Raw genomic sequence first — 22458 nt, forward strand, 5'->3', positions numbered from 1 at the left:
TGGATTGGAATTTTATGTCCGATTGGCCACCAAAACCACAAAATGAACCTATAATCCCTAAACAAAATGGACCGGAATGGCAAATTCTCGAGAAGGCTGTACTTGCTTCAGTAGAAGAGCAACGCCGTAGTCGTCGTTGGGGTATCTTCTTTAAAACATTAACTTTTATTTATCTTCTATTCATTATTGTACTCATGGGTAAAGGCTGTTCAACCAGCAAAGAAGGCTCCACTGTAAGTAGTAGTAGTGCTCATTTGGCAGTGGTGGATATTATTGGAACGATTGATGCTTCGAGTAATCAAGCGGTAAATAGTGAAGATACGAATAAAGCGCTTAAACGTGCTTTTGAAGCCTCAAATAGTAAGGCTGTTGCACTTAACATTAACTCACCTGGTGGTTCTCCAGTTCAGTCTGATGAAATCTGGCAGGAAATTCGTTATTTGAAAAAACAGCACCCTGATAAGAAAGTTTATGCCGTTATTGGTGATATGGGGGCATCGGGTGCGTACTATATCGCTTCTGCTGCGGATGAGATTATTGTCAACCCATCAAGTTTAGTGGGCTCAATTGGTGTAATCATGCCTAACTATGGCATTACTGGTTTAGCTCAGAAGCTCGGTATTGAAGACCGCACTTTAACTGCTGGAACGAATAAAGACATTTTAAGTATGACAAAACCGATTGATCCTGCTCAAAAGCAACATATTCAATCTGTTCTTGATAATGTTCATACTCACTTTATTACCGCAGTGAAAGAAGGCCGTGGTAAGCGTTTGAAATCGAATGATCCAGCTATTTTTTCTGGCTTATTCTGGACGGGTGAACAAGCTATTCAATTAGGTGTTGCTGACCGTTCGGGTAATATTACGAGCTTGATGCGTGAACTAAACCTTGATAATAAAGTTGACTATACAATTGAGCGTAACCCACTAGAATCTATTTTAGGTCGTATGGGGGCACAAATAGGGCAAGGTGTAAGTGAATCTATTGCTCAAGAGGTGCAGACTCGTCAAAGCGCAAAATTACAATAAATCTGTATTTTTAGGATAACGGTATGTCAGTAAAACCGGTTATACACTTTGCGCATGCCAATGGTGTGCCATCTATGGTGTATCAAAAATTGTTTGATCAATTAAAAGATGAGTATGACGTAATTTATGTTCCACTCATTGGTCCTGACAAACGTTATCCTGTGACTAACCATTGGCCTGCTTTGGTTGATCAAGTTATTGATAGTATTGTGCGTCAGGCGAAAGGACGTAAAGTCATCGGATTAGGCCATTCTCTTGGTTCTGTTTTAACATTAATGGCATCTTTTCGACGTCCTGAACTGTTTTCTCAAGTCATTATGTTAGATCCGCCTCTTATTTTAGGGCGATATTCATTTGCTTTTCATATGGCAAAATTATTTCGCCCTAAATTGGTTGATGCGATGACACCAGCAGGTTTATCTGCACGTCGTCGTGAACATTGGGAATCGAGAGAGCAAGCGGCTGAATTACTTCGTCCTAAAGGATTTTATAAAGATTTTGATGAAGATTGTTTTCAGGCTTACATTGATTATGCTTTGAAAGAAGATTCGATTCGCGGTGGAGTAACTTTAACGATTTCTCGTGAAGATGAAGTTGCAATTTTCCGTAAAAACCCTTCTTGGTGGTGGCTGCCTATGCCAAAACCTAAGATGCCTGTGCATTTAGTGGTGGGTAAAGGAAGTGATTTCTTAAAAAGAGGCTTTCCTCAAATGGCAAAGCGAAAAATGGGAATCCCATTTACTGTGGTTGAAGGGGGCCATATGTTCCCTCTAGAGCATCCTACTGATACAGTAAATTCTATAAAGAAATTGATTCATCATTAATTAAATTAATTTAAAGCTTATAAAAAAGGACATGCCAGCATGTCCTTTTTTATTTTTGTTTGTTAGTAAAATACTTTACCAACTTGCAAAACGAATAGGGTCTTTTAGAACTTGATTACGGAAATAGGCTTGTCCATCTTTCCATGTAAGTTGACCGTTACACAGCCACTCTGCAACTTGTGGGTAGATAAAGTGCTCAAGTGTGTGCACTCGATCTGCTAATGAAGCGGCAGTATCATGTTCTTTAACTGATATAGCTGATTGGGCAATAGATTGACCGGAATCCAGTTCAGCAGTTACAAAGTGTACGGTACAACCATGCAAACGATCACCTGTGTTTAAAACACGTTGATGGGTATTCACACCTTTATAAGCTGGAAGAAGCGAGGGATGTATATTCAGCATTTTCCCTTGCCATTTGTTGACAAAGGTTGGTGTTAAGATACGCATGAAGCCAGCTAAAATAACTACATCTACTTCCCAAGCTAAGAGCTGCTGATGCATTGCTTCATCAAACACTTCGCGCGTTGGAAAGTCTTTATGGGAGATAACAGCGGTAGCAATATTAGCTTTTTGAGCACGCTCTAGAGCATAAGCATCTGCTTTATTAGACAGTACACCTACAATTTGCCCTGATAGATTTGCATCTATCAAGGCCTGTAAATTACTGCCATTCCCAGAGACTAGAACAGCAATTTTTATCATGCAAAGATCACACGAATTTTTTCGTCTGCACCTTCCACTGACTCAGCATTTTCTTGGATGTGTCCGATTTTCCAAGCTTTTTCACCTTGAGCATTAAGTACTTCAATTGTTTTTTCAGCATCATTTGCATCAACAGCAATAACCATACCTACGCCACAGTTAAATGTACGGTACATTTCAAAGCGTTCTACATTGCCTTCGCGTTGTAGAAGTTGGAACAATTCAGGCCATTCCCAAGAAGATTCATCAATAACTGCTTGTGCACCATTTGGTAATACACGAGGTAAGTTCCCTGGTAAACCACCACCAGTAATGTGCGCCATAGCATGAACATCAACTTGTTTGCAGAGTTCAAGAACTGGTTTTACATAAATACGAGTTGGTTCCATTGCTACATCAGCAAGAGGACGGCCATCAATCGTTTGAGTTAAATCAACGTTTTTAACGTCTAAAATTTTACGTAGTAATGAGTAACCATTCGAGTGAGCACCACTTGATGCAACACCAATAAGTACGTCACCAGACTTTACTTTAGAGCCATCAATAATTTTGCTTTGCTCAACAACACCAACAGCAAAACCAGCGAGGTCGTAATCTTCGCCTTCATACATGCCTGGCATTTCTGCGGTTTCACCACCTACAAGTGCGCAACCTGCAAGCTCACAGCCTTTACCAATACCAGTAACAACATTTGCAGCAACGTCAACATTTAAGTGACCAGTCGCATAGTAATCTAGGAAGAATAATGGTTCTGCACCACAAACTAAAAGGTCATTTACACACATAGCCACAAGGTCTTGGCCGATTGTGTCATGACGATTGAGATTAAGGGCCAAACGTAATTTAGTTCCTACACCATCGGTTCCAGAAACTAAAACAGGCTCTTCATAACCTTTAGGAATTTTGCATAGTGCACCAAAGCCACCAAGCCCGCCCATTACTTCAGGACGACTTGTACGTTTAGCGACTGACTTGATACGATCGACCAGTGCGTCGCCCGCTTCAATGTCGACACCCGCATCTTTGTAGCTTAAACCGGTATTTGGGGTAGAAGTTGAGTTGCTCATAAATGAAGTCTCCGCATTGGCGGCAGATTATAACCTGAATATACGAAACTCTTATGTTATTTATGCTCGAAAATGCTATCTTTAATAAAAATATTTTTTCATTTATAACGATTAAATCAAAAAAGGCTAGATTTTATGCAAGATCGTATACTGCGCCGTATTTTTTTACTCGCAGGTATTGTATTGCTGGTATGGGTGTTGTACTTACTCAAGCCTGTAGTCATTCCTTTTATCGGTGCTTTTTTCCTGGCTTATTTATTCAGTCCACTTGTTGATGTGCTGGTAAAAATGAAATTGCCTCGCTGGTTAGCAATTAGCGTGGTATTCGTCGGGATAGGTGTAACTTTAACTATTGCACTCTGGTATTTGGTTCCACTGATTTGGAAACAATTAGTTTATGCCCGAGATAGTATTCCAGCAGGTATTCACTGGATTAACGCTACCTTTTTACCTTGGGTGTCTTCGACATTTAATGTCCAGCAAATGGAAATTGACACAGAGCAATTGTCTAAAGCTGTCATGGAATATGTCCAAACAAACTATAGCGCAGACAGCATTCAGGCGGTGTTATTAAAACTGGCTCAGTCTGGTTTGAATTTTATTCAGATTGGTGGAACAGTTGTTTTAATTCCAATTATTGCTTTCTATTTCTTGCTTGATTGGGAGCGTATGTTACAAAACTTACGCCGTCTCATTCCGCGTCCATATGAAGCAACTACTTTACAGATCGTTGGGGAATGTCATAGCGTTTTAGGGGCATTTGTTAAAGGTCAGTTTTTGGTCATGCTATTGCTTGGCGTAGTGTATGCGGTTGGTTTGCAGCTTATTGGTCTGGAAGTTGGTCTTATTATTGGTATGGTGGCAGGGCTTGCTAGTATTATTCCTTATTTAGGTTTTGCTGTAGGTATTATTGCTGCGGTTATTGCTAGCCTATTCCAATTTGGCTTGGATTGGATGCATCTATTACTGGTTGGTGTCGTTTTCATGATTGGTCAAGCGGTAGAAGGCTATATCCTACAGCCATTCCTACTGGGAGATAAAATTGGTTTATCTCCTGTAGCAGTTGTTTTTGCAGTATTGGCAGGTGCACAGCTTGCAGGTTTCTTGGGAATGTTAATTGCATTGCCTGTTGCTGCGGTTATTGTAGTGTTGTTGAAGCATTTAAGAGAGAATTACGAAAGAAGCTCACTTTATGCTCCATCATCTACATTAGTGATCCAACATGGTGATATTGAGCAAATTCATGTAAAAACTGAAAGTACTAAGCTTGATCTTGAAGTTAAAACACAGCAAGATACAGATGAACTAAAATCTCCTAACCAGAAATAATTTCAAGGTTAATTCAATATATGCGTCAACTCCAACTGGATATAGAACCTCAACTTGATGCCCGAATCAGTGATTTTTCGGGACCAGGTTGGGGGCATGTAGTCGATGCCGTGCGTCAACTACATGCTGGTCTGGTGAGTAGGTTCTATATTTATGGTGGAGCGGGGACAGGGAAGAGCCATTTACTTTCTGCAATTTGTGATTCTTATTTAGAAATAGGCAAATCTGCTATTAAAGTATCTTTGCTCGAACTGCTTGATGCACCTATTGAGGCAATTACCTCTTTAGAACATTATGATCTTGTTGCTTTGGATGATATTGAATCGATTAGCGGTGTGCCTCACTGGCAAAAAGCTGTTTTTCATTTAATGAATAATCACGAAGGACAACTGGTGTTTTCTTCGCGTGTAGCACCGATTGAATTGAAACTGGAATTACCAGATTTACAATCACGACTTACACAAGCCGTTAGTGTAAAAGTGCCGAGTGGAAGTTTATATGCAGACCGCTATGCCTTGGTGACATCTGTAATGGCTAGACGGGGTATCCATTTTGATCAACAAATTGTTGACTACTTATTATTACATGGTCCTCATCAAGCGTCGCTTTTACTGCAAACTGTTGCTCAGTTAGAAAAACTGCTCAAAGGCGAAAAAACAAAACTTTCTAATGCGACTTTAAGACAAATTTACGCTTTGATTGATGAGTATCAACAATAGTTTCTTGAACTTAAGTTTGCTGTTTTGCTCAAATTAAACTCATACGATTTAAAAAATGGCTTTCCCTACATAAGTTTTTTCATTTCATAATAGCTATATTTATAACTTCTAAATTTTCTTTTAATTTTTTAATACGCCTCTTTTTTGTATTTAAAAAACTTTTTTAGGTCTACGAAGCTTTTTGCAATCTAGCTCAAAAAAGACTCTACAGACCGACCAAAATGTCTTGAGAAATTCTACTTCCTGTGACAAAGTACGCACAAAGGATGCGATTGCAAAAGCGGAAATTTTGCAATATTGACAAAGAAAAATGAAAAAAGATGTAAGGAGATGGGTATGCTCAAACGGAGCATTGCTTTTGCTTTATTGGCTGCTGCTGGACACGCTTATTCTGCCGATATTCAAGTTACAACTACAACTGATGAAGACGTCGACAACACGGTCTGTTCATTACGTGAAGCAATACAATTTCTAAAATATCGTGCTTCTTCTAATGCTGCTGAAGTTGAAAAATATGCAAACGGTTATAACGGTTGCGGAAATAAAGATGCTTCTTCAAATATTATTTTGCAGCGTGATAAAGAATATACTTTAAATAAAAGTATAGTAATTACCGTTCCTGTAGCTATTAGTACAGCAAAAAATGATTCTACTCTGGTTGAGGAAGGCGCACCCAATTCGCATAATGCAACAATTAAAATGGCAGGTACGGATCAACTATTCCGTATAGATGATGGTAGTGTTGAAAAAGCCTCTTTTACAGTTTCATTTATTGATGTCAATTTAAAAGGTGCGGGTTTAAAGACTACTGCACCAAATGGGAATGGTGGTTTGATCTATAATCATGAACAGTTGGTTATTCAAAATTCTCGTTTAATGGATGGGTATGCAACAAATGGTGGAGCAATTTATAACGCTGGTAATTTATCAAATACTGCAAATACAGCAGGTTCCGTAACAATTACTAATAGCCTGATTCAGAATAATAAAGCAATTCAGGGCGGTGTTTTATATAGTGATATGCCACTTTATTATATCAGTCGCTCTGTAGTACGTGATAATGAAGTGACTGCAGCAGATGGTGCATTATTCCATGCACAAACTAAGTTTGCTGATGAGAGTACAGGAGGCTATTTAAGCTCTCGTATTATTGGTTTGAGTAATAGTACAATTTTTCATAATAAAGGTAGTTTTATTGCCAATGTCCGTGATGGAATGGTAATTAATAATATTACTCTGATTAAAAATGTGGGGGGCTTATACTTTGATGCGCCACAAGGAAATGCGTCTGTTTCTAATAGTATTTTAGTGGCTAACACGTCAAACTGTAAGATATCTGCAACTGATAAAACGATTGTTCAGAGTAATTTAGTAACAACGGAATGTAACCGTAATGCTTCAGCAGAGTTACCAAATATTATATATCCAGCCAGTGAAAAACTAATTGCTGGCAATGCAGATGAAGGAACCTGTGATGTACCACCAGCAGATGGATTGCTATGCCCATATTCAACCCCGAGTGATAGTTTCCTAGGGTTCTTTAAACCTCGAGTTTTAGATAAATATACTAATCTTTCACAATCCCTGTTAATTAACAAAGGTCGTTTATATAGCGATGGGACTTCTGTCGGTTTGGCGAGCTGTGAAAAGCAAGATCAACGTGGAAAGAATCGAAGTGGTTATGATGAGCTATGCGATTTAGGCTCAATTGAATTAACAATTAACCGAGATGATATTGGGATACATGGCCAAGATATTAAATATGGCGAAATTGCCAAATTTAATATTGCCGATGTGGTTGGTGATGGTGAGTTAGTTTCTCCACAAACATGTGAAAAAATGTTTGGAAAAAGAACAGATGGTCAAGCTTGGCAATCTGGGTGTATGAAGATTGTTCAGACCAGCACACCATCTAAAGGGTCTTTATCCATTGATACTCAAGGAAATTTAACTTATGTTCCAAATGGGAACTGGCATGGAGCAGATGTATTTAATCTATTAGTCGTTACTACTACCACACGTTTTAATGATGCTGCAGATGTTTATATAACAATTCCAGTTCAAATTGCCCAAGATCCACCATCAGGTATTGAAGATAAATCTGTAAGCACAGGTGGCGGGGGAAGTGTAGGTGGGGGTTTAGTTTTAGGTCTATTTGGCTTAATTGCTTTAAGACGTTTAAAGTCATAATCAAGGACGATGAAGGCTATGAAAAATTATAAAAAGGCTTTTTTAGCATTAGCTGTGATTGCTGCAATGCCATTATTTGCAGATACAACGACTGGAAGAATTGACGTTACAACTTTTGACGATGAAGATGGTGAAAATACCAATGCCTGCTCATTGCGTGAAGCGATAAAAACAGCTGAGTTGCGTAAATCGTATGGTGGATGTACTGTTATTGATACACGCGAAACTACTCAAAAATCGATTCAGCTTAAAGCAGGAATGTACACTCTAAATAAGGAATTAGTTCCAAATGCTAATATTGCTATTTTTGGTGCTGATCCCGTAGATTGGCAGAAAAAAAGCGTATTAACCAATGATTATCCTGCACAACTTGACTTACAAACGCGTATTAATGCTCAAGGTAAATCACGCATTTTCAATACGACTACCTATAAACAGCCCTTGACCTTAAATAATGTAATTCTTGAAAATGGCGTTACAACTGGCCAGGGTGGCGCGATTTATGCCGGTGCTGATGTTGCTTTGCAAAATAGTCAAATTTTATTATCTCAAGCAACAAACGGTGGAGCAATTTATTTAGCTTCACCTAATATTACTTTGTCAGTAAATCATTCATTACTTAAAGGTAATAACGCAACACAAGGTAGTGTTTTATCAATGGGGTGTTTTAGCGACACTGTCTATGCACCACGTACCATTACCCTTACATCAAATAGTATTGTGAATAATGGTAATACAACTTCAACAAGTACATTTGAGTTTTGTGGTAAACCTAGTGCGTCACTATCGGTTAATACTATTGCAAAAAATATAGCGAATAGTACTAATGGCAGTATTATTAAGTTTACTGGTGATACCAATAATCCAGCCAATACATCAAGCATTTTAAGTTCAAGCAGTAGTTTAGTACTCTTAAATAATACAATTGTTGAAAACAATGCGAACAGTATTTTCATCTACGACAAATTGGGTACAAAAAAACTAAGCTTTAATGTATTGGCTTATAATACAGGAAGTTATGCTTGTAAATATCTTTTAGGAGCAGCAGCAGAGCAAAAGAGTGTAGGTTTAACACTGAGTTTTAATGCGCTTGACTGGACATCAGCGACAGCAAAGTGTGATGTGCCAAAGGAATCTCTTCCAGATGGTCACACGAATATTAATATTCGTGGACAATCATTTAGTAGTGTACTAAGTCCGCAAACTGTATCGGCCTATACAGGCTGGTTACCTATTTATTATCCAAAAGAGATTATCGATACTAATCAAGTAGATTTAGTTAATGTTGATCAAGATGGTAAAGGAAGTTGTGCCGCAATTGACCAACGTGGTTTAAATCGTTTGACAGACAGTACCTCATATTATCAGCCAGAAAGTCGTAATAGTTGTGATATTGGTTCAGTGGAGTTAATGAAGCTCACTTCAGGTGATTTAGAGGATGTGAGTAACATTTCATTAACAACTTTAATTGATACTTATCAACAAAATTATGATTTATTTGATAATTATATTAAGGATCCTAAAACGCCTTCTAAATTTATTACTTATTACAAAGTACGTTTAGCTGAGTTTAAAAACCTAATTGATTCAACTAAAGCAAATCTTAAATATCGCGCAATTTATCTTGATCTAAAAAATTATGATTTACCATTACCTACTGAAGATACTAATCATGTGTTGAAGTTCTTCAACACAACTGACTATCGTATTACAACAGAACCATTAGGTATTGGATCACTTGATGACATATATGATGCACAACAAGTTAAAGATCTATCTGATCAGGACAAGGTATTTTGTGAGTGGAATAGTGCTTTACAGCAAATTGTTTTTTATCGCAAAGACGATACGGTGACTCAAGCTGGTACCTATGCTTATTGTAAATATACAATTACAACAGCTGATAATCAATTAAGCTCAAGCGGTCTGATAAAAGCTCGTTTTAATAATATAGAACCAGTTTCTGGCGATGGAACAATCACCTTTAAATATCTTGCAAATGAAACTATTCCATTGAATTTACTAAAATATGCTAACGATGATGGTGACGGTCCTATAAATACGCTTTTAAAGCCTAAATCACAATTTTGGGTAAATGAAAACGGTATGGAGTTACCGATTTATTTACCAAGCAAAACATCGAAAGATGGTATTTTTAAAGTAGTTAAAGCTGATCGAGAAGGGCCGTGTCCTGGTCAAGATAAAGATAACATTTGTTATGGTGGAAATATCTATATTCAGGCAAATAACGTATTTAATACTTTTAATGATTCGTTAAGTTATAACGTTTATGATGCTGATGGAAAAATCTCACCTAAAGCTGGCACAATTAACCTTGTAAGTACCGCTACTACTACAGATGATACACGTGGTGGAGGCGGCGGTGGTAGCTTAGGAATTTTGTCTTTAGCCTCTTTACTTGGTTTAGCAGCTTATAGACGCTACCGTAAATAAACATAAAGAATAAAAAAGGCCTCCAATTGGAGGCTTTTTTATAAGAAATAAAATCAAAATAATTGAGTGATTAGATGTCTTATCTTTTAAAGCTAAATAAGAAGTTAGTGTTCTAAATACTTGTTCATATACTCTTCGCGAATTGCTGTTCTTTCTTCACCATTCGCTTTAAGCATCCGCTGACGTAAGTCTTTTCGCTCTTGCGTACTCATTTTTTGCCATGCTTCACGCATTTTTTGTTTTTCAGCTTCAGGAAGTTGAGTAAACCAGTCCATACGTTGCTGTAAGTTGGTGCTTTGATTCGCTGGTAGCTCTTTTAAACTCTGGTAACGTTTAATGACTGCACGTTGCTCTTCTTCGGAAAGGGCATCCCATGTGTCATCGACTTGTGCATTGGCATCTTTAGAAAAAATCCAAAAGCGTTCAAAACCTGCAAAGCTTGTTTGCAAGAAACTTAATGAACACAGGATAAGCGCTAATTTTTTAGCTGCCATGTTGTACTTTATCCTCACCCAACACCATTAACATCTCTAAATCTTCCACCATTTGTGGAGATAATTTAGGATTTACGATCACTTGATTTTGTGGCTTATCCACAATCTCGACTGAGTTAGGCAGAATCACAAAACCTGTAATTGCTGCGGCAAGTGCGAAACCAGTCATTTTCCAGACACTATAATAAGAGGCTGGTTTTTGTTGAATATGGTCAAGCACATGATTCATGACCACTGTTTTATTTTTATGGTAATCTGCCAAACTATCAAGTTTGGATGTCACCTTTTTAGTGAAATCATCATGATTCATCAGAACCTCCCAAGGGATTTAAATGTGCCAAGTATTCTCTAAGTCCCTGAATTGCTCGGTGATAATGGGTTTTCACACTACCTTCGGTACAGTTCATGATCTGAGCTGTTGTATGGGTGTCAAACCCTTCCCACGCACGTAACATAAATGCCTGTTGTTGACGAACAGGTAGTTTTTCAATCGCTTCCCGAATTTCCTCTATGGTTACCGCTTGATCGAGAAAATCTGCAGGATTAATGGCTTTTTCATCAACTACATCGATAACTTCGTCGTCGTCATTATCCAGACTAACTTTTTTGAAGAATGAAAATGGGTTTGCTCTACGAGATTCTTTGCGGCGCCAATCCTGAAGTTTGTTATTCAAAATAGTGTAAAACAGGGGATACCATTCTTCAGTACTTTTATCGGCATAAGATTTGTGTAAAGCAATAAATGCTTCTTGAACCAAATCCATCGCAATACCTTGTTGACCTTGGGTAGCACTCTCCATCATTACCAAAGCACGACCAGTGACATCTTGCATGAAAACTTTCAGGCGTTGCTCAGCCGTGCTGGCATGAGCACTAGATGTTTCCGATCGAGACTTTTTCGGTGCTAAATCCATGGAGATGGAAAATCCTGTCATTGGACATACCCACCTTATCTTCAATATATCTCTTATATAACGTTGAAAAGAGGTGGGAGGTTGACAACAATCGGTTATTTTTTACTAGTGTAATTGATTTTTTTCACAAATATGTGAGATGTAAAATAAATTAACGTTTTATTGGCGCTGGCGGACCATCTCAAAAAAACAAATAGATCCTGCAATTGCCACGTTTAATGACTCTTGTCCACCTGGTTGAGGAATAGTCACTGATTGTGCGTGATCTAATGCATAATCACTAGCACCTTGTCCTTCATTTCCTAAAATCCACACACACGGTTTAGAAAGGTCTTTTGAGTAAAGACTCGTTGAGCGATGAGAGCTAGTAACAAAAACCGGGATTTGAAATTTTGGAAGGATATCTGTCAGCTGGAAGTTTTCAAAACAATGTAAGCTAAAATGAGCGCCCATACCTGCTCTTAAAACTCGTGGTGACCAAAGTGATGCAGAGCCTTGTGTGCAAATGATTTGTTTAATATTTGCTGCTGCTGCTGAACGTAGCAAAGTACCTACATTACCCGGATCTTGAATATTTTCTAGAATTAAGGTGTCTACATTGTAGTCGATAGTTGATGCAGTTTTAGGTAGATCAATAATCGCTAAACAAGGTAAGCTTGTACCTAATGTGCTCAAATCTCTATATAAAACTTCACTAATAACAAAAATATGGCCTTGATGTAGCTCTGTTATTTTCTTTAAATCTTCATGTTCTAATGCTTGTTCTGTCGTAAATAAAGAAAAAATCTTCTTTTGCTGTTGTAACCACGCCAAACAAAGATGGGTGCCTTCAAGAACGGTTTGTTGGTGCTTTTTTCGGGCGCTACTGAGTTCGATTAATCCACGCAAATGTTTAATTTTTGCATTGTCTTTTGATTCTAAAAAAATAACCGCCATAAGAAAATATCCAACAAAAGGGCACCATCATACTATGATGCCCTAAGTAATTAAAATTATTAGTGGTAGCTTGTTACGCGTTCAACTTCATTTTTAGAACCGATAATCACAGGTACACGTTGGTGAAGTTCTGTAGGTTCAATCTCTAGAATGCGTACACGGCCAGTAGTTGATGCACCGCCTGCTTGTTCAATGAGCATACTCATTGGGTTCGCTTCATACATTAAACGTAAACGACCAGCTTTTTTCGGATCTTTTAAGTCATATGGGTAAAGGAAAATACCACTACGACATAAAATACGGTGAATATCACCCACCATACATGCTACCCAACGCATATTGAAATCTTTTTCACGAACAGAGGTTTTACCTGCGAGTAATTCATCAATATATTGTTTTACTGGTTGTTCCCAATGACGTTGGTTAGATGCGTTAATAGCGAATTCTTGAGTATCTTCTGCAACCTGTACATTCTCATTCGTCAGTAAGAAGGTTTGAGTTTCTGGATCTAAGGTAAAGAATGCTACGCCATTTCCAACCGTTAAAGCCATCATAGTTGATGGACCATAAAGCACATAACCAGCAGCAACTTGCTGTGTACCAGCTTGCATGAAATCGTTTGCTTGTGTTACTGCATTTTTTGCAGGCAAAATAGAGAAAATCGTACCTACACACATATTGATATCAATATTGCTTGAGCCATCTAATGGATCAAATAAAACGAGGTATTTACCATTTTCTTGTGCAGGTGTGAACTCATCAAGCTCTTCAGAAGCGAGACCACCTACATGCGGGTGTACTTTTAAAGCGTCAATTAAGTAGTCATTAGAAATCACATCAAGTTTTTTCTGTGTTTCACCCTGAACATTTTCATTACCAGCACTACCTAAAATACCAGCCAGAGCACCTTTTTGTAATGCTTGGTCGATTGTTTTACAGGTCGTGGCAATAGTATCGATGACTTGAGCCAACTCAGGTGTTAGATTCCCTTTTTGTTGTTGTAAAAATTGGGACAAAGTGAGGTTGGACATAAAAAACGCTCCTGTGCTTCAAGCATCAAAATGAGTCAGATAAATACGTGGCATATTCTAGATGAGAATGTCACAAAATAAAAATTATCTTACTTTATTTGTGTTGGATTTATGCTTACAAGCCCCAATTAAAATGGTATGTTGATTGCATTACAAAGGATTGTATATTTTTAGGAGAATCGAAATGACAACAAAGAAGTTTGATGCGACCCCCACGGCAGGTGAACCAATCAATCTGGATGAAATTTCGAAAGAAAATGTTCAGGAAGCTTGGAAAGATTATGAGGCAAAACCTGAATATAAAGATTTTAATAAGCACGATTTGATTGAGTCCATGCAACATCCTGAAGAAGAAAAGAAATCTTCTTAAGTAATAAAAAAACGCTCATATTATTATGAGCGTTTTTTTTATGCATATCCCTTATTTTAATAAAGGAGGGACTGCTTCGTAATTAATCTCAACGCGGCGATTTTCTTTCCACGCTGATTCATCATGTCCCGCATTAACAGGAGCTTCTTTACCATAACTTACAGCTTCAAGTTGCTGCGGATTTACACCATTGGTAATTAAATAGCTTTGCACAGCTTTAGCACGACGCTCACCTAAAGCCATGTTGTATTCACGTGTACCACGTTCATCTGTATGACCTGTTAATGCAACTTTTGAATTTGCATTTGCGATAAGGAACTGAGCATGAGCTTGAAGTGTTTGGTAGTCTTCAGTAGATAAATCGCTGCTGTCATAATCAAAGTGAACAACGCGTTTAGCCAAAGCCGCTTTATTTGCTTCAGTTACACCTTTAGATGAAGCACCTGCCAAATTTTGAGCATTTAATGCAGCATCTTCACTTAAACCAGAAGTGTTTACCGTACTTGGATTTGTACCAGTCGTGGTCGTCGCTGCAGGTTTACGGCTAGCACAGCCTGTCATTACGAGTGCTACGCTAAGAAAGGGTAGAGCTAAATATTTGATTGATTTCATGATCATCTCCGTCAATGGAATTAAAAGTTATTTTGGTGCCCAGGCTGGTTCACGTACTTCACCTTGTTCGCTTGGTAAATTCATACGGAAACGTCCATCAGTAGACATAATAGACAACAAGCCACGGTTGCCTTCACGAGTTGCGTAGACCACCATTTGCCCATTTGGTGAGAAACTTGGTGATTCATCTAAACTAGTTGGGGTAAGAATATTGGTGATGCCAGTATTAATGTCTTGAATTGCAACTTTATAACTGCTGCCACTTGGGCGATGAACAAGTGCAATCTTTTTGCCATCTGCACTTAGAGTTCCACGTGCATTAAATGACCCTTTAAATGTTAAACGCTTTACTGAGCCATCAGCAAAGGTATAACGATAAATTTGGGCAGAGCCACCACGGTCAGAAGTGAAAATAAAGGATTTTCCATCTGGTGTATAACGTGCTTCGGTATCAATTGCCGAGTCATTTGTCATACGTTTGACTTGGCGAGTTGATAAATCCATTTGATAGATTTCAGGGTTGCCATTCATAGATGCTGTAAATAGCATTGATTGGCCATCTGGTGAGAAACTTGGTGCGCCGTTTAGTCCTCTGAAACTGGTAAGAACTTCACGTGTTCCCGTTGATAAATCCTGTAAATAAATTGCTGGACGTTTAGTTTCAAAAGAAACATAAGCAATTTTTTTGGCATCCGGTGTCCATGCTGGAGACAAAATCGGGTCACGAGAAGATAAAACGGTCTTTGGTTGCTCCCCATCCGTATCTGCAATTTGCAACGTATAACGCTCTGCAGGTGTTGCAGGGTTTCTTAGGACATAAGCAATACGACCGCTAAAGTCGCCAGGAATACCAGTAAGCGCTTGGAAAATAGCATCACTTACCATATGGCCAGCCTGACGTATGCGTGTAGCTGGTACATTTAAAAGTTCATTTAGAATGTATTGTTGCTTTTGTACATCATAAAGTTGGTAGTGAACTTCAAAACCTGTCGCTGTTTGTTTAATTTGACCAGTAACTACATATGGGATACCTGCAGTTTGCCAGTCAGAAGCCTGAATCTGATTAATTGCAGCAGTGGCAGGTAAATTTTTAGATGAGCTTGTAAAGCGCCCAGAACGGTTTAAATCTGTTTCAACAATGGGATAGAGCCCATTGTCGTTGGTAAACGGGACAATAGCAATTTTGGGTGCCTGATCTGGTGCTTTGGCAATTTCCAGATATAACTGGGCAAAAGCAGTGGTAGAAGCAATAGGGCTTAAGGCAGTGATCAGTGCTAAAGATAGCAGGTGTTTGCGGCTCGTATTCATAAGTTTAAAGTCATAGCAGGTATTTTTGTGACTGTTGATTTTGTAGCATAGTTACATGCCTTAAACTATTTAAAGCATGTAACTCTTTCAAAATTATTGCGCTCTAAATGTAGAGCTAACACTTCTTGCTTCACGTCTTGCATCTGGATCGGATGGCATAGGATAGGGTGCTGCGGCTTGAATTGCAGCTTTAATACTTGCGTCTAAAGCATCGTCACCACTTGAACGCGTGATCACAATAGAATTAACGCTTCCCGAATCGGAGAGGGTAAAACGAACACCAACTGTTTTACCGCTACTGCCAGTTGGGACATCCCAAGAGCGTCGAATTTTTTGTTCAAAATCGCGTCTAGCTGAAGAAGCAACTTTTTTAGCTTCAGCTTTCTTTTGAGCTGCTTCTTCTTGTGCTTTTTGAGCAGATGCAGCTTTGGCTTCTGCCTCTGCTTTACGCTTAGCATCGTCAGCAGCTTTTTGCTTGGCTTTAGCATCAGCCTCAGCTTTGCGTTTAGCATCGTCAGCAGCCTTTTGCTGTTTGGCTTTCGCATCGGCCTCAGCTTTACGTTTAGCATCGTCAGCAGCCTTTTGCTGTTTAGCTTTTGCATCGGCATCAGCTTTACGTTTAGCCTCGTCATTGGCTTTTTGTTGCTTAGCTTTTGCATCGGCCTCAGCTTTGCGTTTAGCTTCCTCAGCTTTTTGTTGCTTAGCTTTAGCATCTGCTTCAGCTTTACGTTTAGCCTCGTCATTAGCTTTTTGCTGTTTAGCTTTAGCAGCAGCTTCAGCTTTTCGTTTAGCGTCATCGGCAGCTTTTTGCTGCTTGGCTTTCGCATCGGCCTCAGCTTTTCGCTTAGCTTCTTGTTGTGCTTGAAGCTTAGCGTTTTCGGCCTTTTGAGCTTCACGTTTTAATTTTGCATCAGCCTCAGCTTTACGTTTAGCGTCTTCAGCAGCTTTACGAGCTTCACTTTGCTCTTGTTTAGCTTTGGCATCTGCTTGAGCTTTTGCCGTTTGTTCAGCCTTACGCTTTTGTTCGGCTTCTGATTTTGCTTTAGCTTCAGCCTGCTGTTTTTGTATTTCCTCTTTACGTTGTTGTTCCGCTGCTTGTTTCATTTTTGCAGCTTCTTCAGCTTTACGTTTTTGCTCAGCTAACTTAGCTTGTTGTGCCTGTTCGGCCTTTTGCTGTTGGACAGCAAGTTGTTGAGCTGTTGGAGGAGGAGGCGTAGTCGGAAGATTTTGAGGAAGCGTTTCATCCACAATAGGGGCTAATACCTCTTTTGCTTCATTGGTAGCTGTAGTCTCTTGTTCAACTTCTTTTGCTAAAGGAGGAGGCAAATCTTCTGGCTTAACTAAAATAGTTGTTAGCTTTTTTGGCTGTTCAGGTGGTTTACTCAAGCCTAAAAAAAGCAAGCCAACAATGGCAATTGCATGAACTCCGAGTGTAAAGCTCAATGCAATCGCATTTTGTTTAAAGGGCGGCTTTTGATTTTTGTTCATAGCTTATTTTAAAGGCTCTGTCAGAAGGCCAACTTGAGTTAAACCTGCTTCTTGTAAACTCGCCATTAATGATACGACTTCTCCATAAGGACGAGACTTATCACCATTGACTAAAACTGTGAGTTGTTTGTTTTCTTGTTCAGCTTGTTTTTGAGCATCGCTTAAAACTTCTTCAAGTTTTTCACGAGATAATGGTTCATTATCTTTGTAATCTTCATACTGAAGATAAATATTGCCATCTTTGCCAATTGTTACCATGGCTGGCATATCTTTTGATTCGATAGGATGGTTATTTGCTTGAGGTAAATCAACCTTGATACCACTGGTAATCATAGGGGCAGTTACCATAAAAATAACCAAAAGCACGAGCATAACGTCAATATAAGGTACGACGTTCATATCACTTTTTAATGGTTTTTTTATGCGCTCAAAGCGCCCTGAACGCTGAATTGCCATTATGCATCTTCCTGTGATGAACCCACAGATTGACGTTGCAATAAAGCAATCATCTCTTCAGCAAATAAAGCGCGATCAGAATAAACACTCTCGCTTTTAGCAGTGAAATGGTTAAAAGCTAATACAGCAGGAATTGCGGCAAACAAACCAATTGCAGTTGCAATAAGTGCTTCGGCAATACCCGGTGCAACAGTTGCTAGAGTTACCTGATCAACCGCAGCTAAACCGATAAACGCATTCATAATACCCCAAACAGTACCGAATAGACCGATGTACGGTGCTACAGAACCGATACTTGCTAAAGTACCTAAGCCGTATTCTAAATGGCTCTGATCACGACTCAAACCTACGCGCAAAATCCGTTCAGTGCCTTCAATTGTTTGTGAAACAGGAGCCTGACGCTTTTTGAGTTTAAAAAATTCGCTCAACCCTTGATAAAAAATATCTTCAAGCCCAGAGCGCTTTGAGTTGAGTTGAGCATTGTTATAAAGCGTATTGAGTTCAGCACCAGACCAGAACATTTTTTGGAAATGTTCATCGTCTTGATGTGCTTTTTTATAACTCATATGTAACTTGGCAATCATATACCAACTAAAGATCGATGCTAACAATAAAATTAGCATGACCAACTGAACGACTGGACTTGCTTGTAAAATAAGGTCAGAAATATGCAGGGTTGATTCAATGTTTGTTGCCATAGGTTACATATGCCGGTTGTTTTTTTAGTCTTGTTCCAATTCTTTACGAATAAGATCACGTATTTCTTCTGGAAGACGACGAGCTACAAGTTCTTTACTTAAACATGCCAACTCAACCTCGCCAGAAGCAAGCAAGATTTCACCACGATAAATATTTTGTTGCAACACAAATGACGCAGCTTTACATGAAACTACACGTGCTGTAACAGTAATTAAATCATCCATTAAAATAGGACGCATGTATTTTACGTCAATTTTGTGTACGACAAAGTTGTAGTCTTTTTGATGCCAGTAATGATCAACGCCAGAAGCACGGAGCCATTCAGTACGGGTACGTTCCATATAGCGAATATGGTTGGCATGGTAAACAATACCACCTGCGTCCGTATCTTCAATATAAACACGAATGTTGAATTCAAAATGATTCGCCATGAGAGTATTCCGTTTTTAGTTCACTATAGAGCTTTATATTTAAAATATGGCTTTGAATAAAACATCAGCTCTATTCAACAGCCATACATCTGCTTTTAAATACGGGGCAGTTTAGCAGATTGCATACTAAGTCCTATGGCACAACCTTTCAATTGCGGTTGCTGTATTTCTAATCTAAAAACGCTACATCTTATGGCTAGCAAGCTTTTAAAGTTAAGAGGGCTTCCATGAAGTTTGAACTTGTTTTGATATATTCGGATAATCTAATACGAATCTTACATGTAGCTCGGTCCCAGTTTTTAAAGCCTTGTTATCTACAATAAAATAAGGGCTATGATTTGGTGCCGCCTGAGTTAAGTCCTGATTTTCTGGTGTTGCACCCAAGAAAACAAAAAATGAGGGCATTAATTTGCCATAATAGGCAAAATCTTCACTTGCGCTTGCATTATGATCTAAAACATGGAGTTTTGAATCGCCAACAACTTTGGCTAGGGTTGGCTGAATAAACTGAGTGAGCGCTTTATCATTCATGGTTACTGGAGCGTAAGGAGCGATTTCAACTTTGGCGGTCACGTCATTGGCTTGAGCGTTATGCTCTATCATAGTTGGTAAAATTTTTAAGATATTTGCCCGTATCTGTTCGTTGTTAGAGCGAATAGTCCCAATCATATTGACTTGTTCCGGAATTACATTGCCTGCTGTACCACCTTGAATGTTACCGATACTGACGACGCCCATGCCTTGGGTGAGGTCAGTTCTTCGACTAATAAGGCTCTGTAAATTATTAATCATTTGTGCCGATGCATAAATCGGATCTCTACCTAACCAAGGGGTTGAGCCGTGAACCTGCTTACCGTTGACCTGAATACGCAAATGATCTGCACTATTTAAAATGGCACCATCTTTATAATAAAGGTGCCCACTTTGCATACCAGATATGACATGCATTCCAAAAATAGCCTCGGGTTTATAATCTCTAAATGCACCGTCTGCGATCATTTTTCTTGAGCCTATTTGATCACCCTGCGTAAAGTTGTCTATATCTGCTCCACCTTCTTCAGCGGGTTGAAAAACAAAGACAACAGTGCCCGATATTTTATCTTTATTGGCAGACAGAATTTTTGCTGCGCCTAATAACATTGCAGTGTGCGCGTCATGTCCACAAGCATGCATTACGTAAGTTTCTTTTCCTTGATAAATTGCTTTTTGTTTACTCGCAAAGGGAACACCACTTTTTTCTTCCATAGGTAGCGCATCCATGTCGGCTCTAAGCGCAATAATAGGGCCGGGTTTATTCCCTTTTAAAATGCCAATAACGCCTGTTTTCGCATAACCTGTTTTGACTTGAATACCATAGGACTTCAATTCTTTTTGAACTAGTGCAGATGTTTTAAATTCCATATTGCCAAGTTCAGGATGCTCATGAATATGTTGTCTTAATTGAATAACCTGATTTTCATTTTGTTGTGCAGCATCTTTTACCCAATCTGCTAGGCTCAGCTGACTTATTAGGGCAAGTGGAAAAATTAAAGCGGCTTTTTTGTACATGTCCTTATCCTAAAAATATTATTGTTCATAAGATTTGCTATCTACATTTCTTATAATGTAGTTTTAAAAAAATTAAAAAATCAATAAGGTATAAATAAAGACTTAAAAGGTATAGAGTGGCTAATTTATTGATAAAACAATTATTATTTTAATTGAATAGAGAGATTAAATTAAAAAAAGGAAGAGAAAATTCTCTTCCTTTGGTTAGTTTTTAGGCTCAGGCGGTGTCATTCCAAACTGTAAATAAGATTGATTAGTTGCGATGCGACCTCGTGCAGTACGCATGACATAACCTTGTTGAATTAAATAAGGTTCAATCACATCTTCAAGCGTACCGCTGTCTTCAGCCATCGCTGCTGCAAGTGCCTCAACTCCAGCAGGACCGCCATCAAAACGCTCGAGTAACATGCTCAAATAACGACGGTCTAGGGTATCTAAGCCAGCTTTATCAACATTGAGCATATCAAGCGCGCGTTGTGCCATTTCATGGGTCACTTCACCTGTGCCTTTCACTTGAGCATAGTCACGAACACGTCGTAATAAACGGTTAGCGATACGAGGTGTTCCGCGTGATCGACGAGCTACTTCTTCTGCGCCTTCAACTGTAATGGGTACATCCATTAGGTTTGCAGAGCGTGACACGATGTGAGTTAAGTCTTCTACAGAGTAAAACTCAAGACGTTGCACAATACCGAAGCGGTCACGTAGTGGTGAGGTCAGTAAGCCCGCACGTGTGGTGGCAGCGACGAGTGTAAAAGGTGGTAAATCGAGTTTAATTGAACGAGCAGCAGGGCCTTCACCAATCATGATATCTAATTGGTAATCTTCCATAGCCGGATACAGAATTTCTTCAATCACTGGTGAAAGACGATGAATCTCATCAATAAACAAAACATCGCCTTCTTCAAGGTTAGTCAGCATTGCTGCTAAATCACCCGCACGCTCTAATACTGGCCCTGAAGTAGATTTGAGGTTACCACCCATTTCACGGGCAATAATATTAGCAAGTGTGGTTTTACCTAAACCCGGTGGACCAAAAATCAGCGTATGGTCGAGTGCTTCGCCACGGCCACGAGCAGCACCAATAAAAATTTCCATTTGCTCGCGTACGACTGGTTGTCCAATATAGTCGGCAAGAGAAGTTGGTCGAATAGCCCGATCAAAATGATCTTCTGGTTTTTCTGTTCCACTGATTAGACGGTCTTGCATAAGTGTTTTACTTCATCATGGATTTAAGAGCAGCACGAATAATATCGGCTGATTCTGTGTAATCGGCTTTAACCGCAGCAACGGCTTTTTGTGCTTCAAGTGGCTTATAACCTAAAGATTGCAATGCAGCTTCTGCTTCTGCAACAGGAGAGTTTGCAGCAAATTGAATTTGAGGCATGGTCGCCACAGTTGAAGTGCCTTGAGCTAATGTTTTGAAACGGTCACGAAGTTCAATCATTAAACGTTCAGCTGTTTTTTTGCCAACCCCTGGAACTTTGACCAGCGTATTAATATCATCATGTTCAATGGTGTGAACCAATAACTCAACACTTAGCGTCGATAAAATACCCAAGGCCATTTTCGGACCGACACCGTTTACTTTTAATAAGGTGCGGAAAATTGTTTTCTCTTGAGCATCACTAAAACCGTAGAGTTGTTGAGCATCTTCACGAACAACCAAATGCGTCCATAACGTAACTTTCTGGCCTTTTTGTAATTGGCAAAATGTTGAAAGTGGCGTATCAATTTCATAACCCACACCGTTTACATTTAGTAAGACAGTAGGGGCTTCTAGGGCAAACACTTCGCCAATTAAACATCCGATCATAGCGTAATTTCACTTATTCATAACTGTAAATCTGGT

At 39.0% G+C, this 22458-nt stretch carries 23 protein-coding genes; 7 read left to right on the plus strand and 16 right to left on the minus strand.

Going from position 1 to position 22458, the window contains the following annotated elements; translation table 11 throughout:
* Window positions 1-14 precede the first annotated feature (14 nt).
* Complete coding sequence (sppA, locus tag MKX14_RS00465) at window positions 15-1031, plus strand: signal peptide peptidase SppA (RefSeq protein ID WP_046811746.1); 1017 nt, start codon at window positions 15-17, stop codon at window positions 1029-1031.
* A 23-nt stretch (window positions 1032-1054) separates the two neighbouring features.
* Window positions 1055-1855, plus strand: a complete 801-nt coding sequence (locus tag MKX14_RS00470) for an alpha/beta fold hydrolase (protein ID WP_046811745.1) — start codon at window positions 1055-1057, stop codon at window positions 1853-1855.
* A 75-nt stretch (window positions 1856-1930) separates the two neighbouring features.
* Here MKX14_RS00470 and purN read toward each other — a convergent pair whose 3' ends face one another.
* Both purN and purM read right to left on the minus strand, forming a co-directional pair.
* The gene (gene purN / locus MKX14_RS00475) at window positions 1931-2560 is read right to left on the minus strand and encodes a phosphoribosylglycinamide formyltransferase (RefSeq protein WP_016140245.1); all 630 of its coding nucleotides are present in this window, start codon (window positions 2558-2560) and stop codon (window positions 1931-1933) included.
* Window positions 2557-3627, minus strand: a complete 1071-nt coding sequence (gene purM, locus MKX14_RS00480; protein ID WP_017385817.1) for a phosphoribosylformylglycinamidine cyclo-ligase — start codon at window positions 3625-3627, stop codon at window positions 2557-2559. The genes purN and purM overlap by 4 nt, the downstream gene beginning before the upstream one ends.
* A gap of 135 nt (window positions 3628-3762) precedes the next feature.
* On the opposite strand from purM, the gene cxpE reads away from it, so the two are divergent.
* From cxpE to MKX14_RS00500, 4 genes are all read left to right on the plus strand, one after another.
* Entirely contained in the window at window positions 3763-4956 is a 1194-nt protein-coding gene (gene cxpE / locus MKX14_RS00485; protein WP_240281501.1) for a chloramphenicol efflux transporter CxpE, read from the plus strand.
* 20 nt (window positions 4957-4976) lie between these two features.
* The gene (gene hda / locus MKX14_RS00490) at window positions 4977-5675 is read left to right on the plus strand and encodes a DnaA regulatory inactivator Hda (protein ID WP_002118656.1); all 699 of its coding nucleotides are present in this window, start codon (window positions 4977-4979) and stop codon (window positions 5673-5675) included.
* Window positions 5676-6005: 330 nt separating this feature from the next.
* The gene (gene rbtA / locus MKX14_RS00495; protein ID WP_240281502.1) at window positions 6006-7865 is read left to right on the plus strand and encodes a rhombotarget A; all 1860 of its coding nucleotides are present in this window, start codon (window positions 6006-6008) and stop codon (window positions 7863-7865) included.
* Window positions 7866-7883: 18 nt separating this feature from the next.
* Window positions 7884-10319: a CSLREA domain-containing protein gene (locus MKX14_RS00500; protein WP_046811742.1), complete on the plus strand. Its 2436-nt coding sequence runs from the start codon at window positions 7884-7886 to the stop codon at window positions 10317-10319.
* Between the two features lie 104 nt (window positions 10320-10423).
* On the opposite strand, the gene MKX14_RS00505 is transcribed toward MKX14_RS00500, so the two are convergent.
* The 5 genes from MKX14_RS00505 to MKX14_RS00525 form a co-directional block, all read right to left on the minus strand.
* Window positions 10424-10813 carry a DUF3106 domain-containing protein gene (locus MKX14_RS00505; RefSeq protein WP_086265468.1) on the minus strand — a complete coding sequence of 130 codons (390 nt, stop codon included), beginning with the start codon at window positions 10811-10813 and terminating at the stop codon, window positions 10424-10426.
* Window positions 10803-11123, minus strand: coding sequence for a hypothetical protein (locus tag MKX14_RS00510; RefSeq protein ID WP_240281503.1), 321 nt, complete (start codon window positions 11121-11123; stop codon window positions 10803-10805). Before MKX14_RS00510 ends, MKX14_RS00505 begins: the two co-directional genes overlap by 11 nt.
* Window positions 11113-11727, minus strand: a complete 615-nt coding sequence (locus tag MKX14_RS00515) for an RNA polymerase sigma factor (protein WP_086265467.1) — start codon at window positions 11725-11727, stop codon at window positions 11113-11115. The genes MKX14_RS00510 and MKX14_RS00515 overlap by 11 nt, the downstream gene beginning before the upstream one ends.
* 159 nt (window positions 11728-11886) lie before the next feature.
* Window positions 11887-12663, minus strand: coding sequence for a TrmH family RNA methyltransferase (locus MKX14_RS00520; protein WP_240281504.1), 777 nt, complete (start codon window positions 12661-12663; stop codon window positions 11887-11889).
* A 59-nt stretch (window positions 12664-12722) separates the two neighbouring features.
* Window positions 12723-13694: a class 1 fructose-bisphosphatase gene (locus MKX14_RS00525; RefSeq protein WP_046811738.1), complete on the minus strand. Its 972-nt coding sequence runs from the start codon at window positions 13692-13694 to the stop codon at window positions 12723-12725.
* A 184-nt stretch (window positions 13695-13878) separates the two neighbouring features.
* Here MKX14_RS00525 and MKX14_RS00530 point away from each other — a divergent pair, with 184 nt between their 5' ends.
* Window positions 13879-14064, plus strand: coding sequence for an NF038105 family protein (locus MKX14_RS00530; protein WP_002118730.1), 186 nt, complete (start codon window positions 13879-13881; stop codon window positions 14062-14064).
* Between the two features lie 51 nt (window positions 14065-14115).
* Here the strand turns inward: MKX14_RS00530 and pal are convergent, their stop codons facing one another.
* The 9 genes from pal to ruvA all read right to left on the minus strand — a co-directional run bounded on the left by pal (window position 14116) and on the right by ruvA (window position 22422).
* Window positions 14116-14676, minus strand: coding sequence for a peptidoglycan-associated lipoprotein Pal (gene pal, locus MKX14_RS00535; protein ID WP_002118513.1), 561 nt, complete (start codon window positions 14674-14676; stop codon window positions 14116-14118).
* Between the two features lie 27 nt (window positions 14677-14703).
* Window positions 14704-15984, minus strand: coding sequence for a Tol-Pal system beta propeller repeat protein TolB (gene tolB, locus MKX14_RS00540; RefSeq protein WP_108011480.1), 1281 nt, complete (start codon window positions 15982-15984; stop codon window positions 14704-14706).
* 93 nt (window positions 15985-16077) lie between these two features.
* Window positions 16078-17472: a cell envelope integrity protein TolA gene (gene tolA, locus MKX14_RS00545; protein WP_240281505.1), complete on the minus strand. Its 1395-nt coding sequence runs from the start codon at window positions 17470-17472 to the stop codon at window positions 16078-16080.
* A 3-nt stretch (window positions 17473-17475) separates the two neighbouring features.
* A complete protein-coding gene (tolR, locus tag MKX14_RS00550; RefSeq protein WP_005067772.1) occupies window positions 17476-17928 on the minus strand; it encodes a protein TolR in 453 nt (150 codons plus the stop codon).
* Window positions 17928-18626 (minus strand): protein TolQ, encoded by a 699-nt coding sequence (tolQ, locus tag MKX14_RS00555; protein WP_240281506.1) that lies wholly within the window; start codon window positions 18624-18626, stop codon window positions 17928-17930. Before tolQ ends, tolR begins: the two co-directional genes overlap by 1 nt.
* 24 nt (window positions 18627-18650) lie before the next feature.
* Entirely contained in the window at window positions 18651-19058 is a 408-nt protein-coding gene (ybgC, locus tag MKX14_RS00560) for a tol-pal system-associated acyl-CoA thioesterase (protein ID WP_004699892.1), read from the minus strand.
* 213 nt (window positions 19059-19271) lie between these two features.
* Window positions 19272-20606, minus strand: coding sequence for a M20 family metallopeptidase (locus MKX14_RS00565; protein ID WP_240281507.1), 1335 nt, complete (start codon window positions 20604-20606; stop codon window positions 19272-19274).
* A gap of 204 nt (window positions 20607-20810) precedes the next feature.
* Complete coding sequence (gene ruvB / locus MKX14_RS00570; protein WP_002052424.1) at window positions 20811-21815, minus strand: Holliday junction branch migration DNA helicase RuvB; 1005 nt, start codon at window positions 21813-21815, stop codon at window positions 20811-20813.
* A gap of 7 nt (window positions 21816-21822) precedes the next feature.
* A complete protein-coding gene (ruvA, locus tag MKX14_RS00575) occupies window positions 21823-22422 on the minus strand; it encodes a Holliday junction branch migration protein RuvA (RefSeq protein ID WP_002118762.1) in 600 nt (199 codons plus the stop codon).
* Window positions 22423-22458: the final 36 nt, after the last annotated feature.

The sequence above is a fragment of the Acinetobacter pittii genome, from assembly GCF_022449185.1.
In the GTDB taxonomy this organism is placed as follows: domain Bacteria; phylum Pseudomonadota; class Gammaproteobacteria; order Pseudomonadales; family Moraxellaceae; genus Acinetobacter; species Acinetobacter pittii_I.

What these genes read in the sequence shown, in the direction of transcription:
- hda (WP_002118656.1), top strand. Translation starts at nt 4,977, where the DNA reads ATGCGTCAACTCCAACTGGATATAGAACCTCAACTTGATGCCCGAATC.
- pal (WP_002118513.1), bottom strand. Translation starts at nt 14,676, where the DNA reads ATGAAATCAATCAAATATTTAGCTCTACCCTTTCTTAGCGTAGCACTC.
- MKX14_RS00510 (WP_240281503.1), bottom strand. Translation starts at nt 11,123, where the DNA reads ATGAATCATGATGATTTCACTAAAAAGGTGACATCCAAACTTGATAGT.
- cxpE (WP_240281501.1), top strand. Translation starts at nt 3,763, where the DNA reads ATGCAAGATCGTATACTGCGCCGTATTTTTTTACTCGCAGGTATTGTA.
- MKX14_RS00515 (WP_086265467.1), bottom strand. Translation starts at nt 11,727, where the DNA reads ATGGATTTAGCACCGAAAAAGTCTCGATCGGAAACATCTAGTGCTCAT.
- tolB (WP_108011480.1), bottom strand. Translation starts at nt 15,984, where the DNA reads ATGAATACGAGCCGCAAACACCTGCTATCTTTAGCACTGATCACTGCC.
- ybgC (WP_004699892.1), bottom strand. Translation starts at nt 19,058, where the DNA reads ATGGCGAATCATTTTGAATTCAACATTCGTGTTTATATTGAAGATACG.
- MKX14_RS00565 (WP_240281507.1), bottom strand. Translation starts at nt 20,606, where the DNA reads ATGTACAAAAAAGCCGCTTTAATTTTTCCACTTGCCCTAATAAGTCAG.
- MKX14_RS00470 (WP_046811745.1), top strand. Translation starts at nt 1,055, where the DNA reads ATGTCAGTAAAACCGGTTATACACTTTGCGCATGCCAATGGTGTGCCA.
- MKX14_RS00520 (WP_240281504.1), bottom strand. Translation starts at nt 12,663, where the DNA reads ATGGCGGTTATTTTTTTAGAATCAAAAGACAATGCAAAAATTAAACAT.
- MKX14_RS00500 (WP_046811742.1), top strand. Translation starts at nt 7,884, where the DNA reads ATGAAAAATTATAAAAAGGCTTTTTTAGCATTAGCTGTGATTGCTGCA.
- MKX14_RS00525 (WP_046811738.1), bottom strand. Translation starts at nt 13,694, where the DNA reads ATGTCCAACCTCACTTTGTCCCAATTTTTACAACAACAAAAAGGGAAT.
- ruvA (WP_002118762.1), bottom strand. Translation starts at nt 22,422, where the DNA reads ATGATCGGATGTTTAATTGGCGAAGTGTTTGCCCTAGAAGCCCCTACT.
- ruvB (WP_002052424.1), bottom strand. Translation starts at nt 21,815, where the DNA reads ATGCAAGACCGTCTAATCAGTGGAACAGAAAAACCAGAAGATCATTTT.
- sppA (WP_046811746.1), top strand. Translation starts at nt 15, where the DNA reads ATGTCCGATTGGCCACCAAAACCACAAAATGAACCTATAATCCCTAAA.
- tolR (WP_005067772.1), bottom strand. Translation starts at nt 17,928, where the DNA reads ATGGCAATTCAGCGTTCAGGGCGCTTTGAGCGCATAAAAAAACCATTA.
- tolA (WP_240281505.1), bottom strand. Translation starts at nt 17,472, where the DNA reads ATGAACAAAAATCAAAAGCCGCCCTTTAAACAAAATGCGATTGCATTG.
- MKX14_RS00530 (WP_002118730.1), top strand. Translation starts at nt 13,879, where the DNA reads ATGACAACAAAGAAGTTTGATGCGACCCCCACGGCAGGTGAACCAATC.
- purM (WP_017385817.1), bottom strand. Translation starts at nt 3,627, where the DNA reads ATGAGCAACTCAACTTCTACCCCAAATACCGGTTTAAGCTACAAAGAT.
- rbtA (WP_240281502.1), top strand. Translation starts at nt 6,006, where the DNA reads ATGGGTATGCTCAAACGGAGCATTGCTTTTGCTTTATTGGCTGCTGCT.
- MKX14_RS00505 (WP_086265468.1), bottom strand. Translation starts at nt 10,813, where the DNA reads ATGGCAGCTAAAAAATTAGCGCTTATCCTGTGTTCATTAAGTTTCTTG.
- purN (WP_016140245.1), bottom strand. Translation starts at nt 2,560, where the DNA reads ATGATAAAAATTGCTGTTCTAGTCTCTGGGAATGGCAGTAATTTACAG.
- tolQ (WP_240281506.1), bottom strand. Translation starts at nt 18,626, where the DNA reads ATGGCAACAAACATTGAATCAACCCTGCATATTTCTGACCTTATTTTA.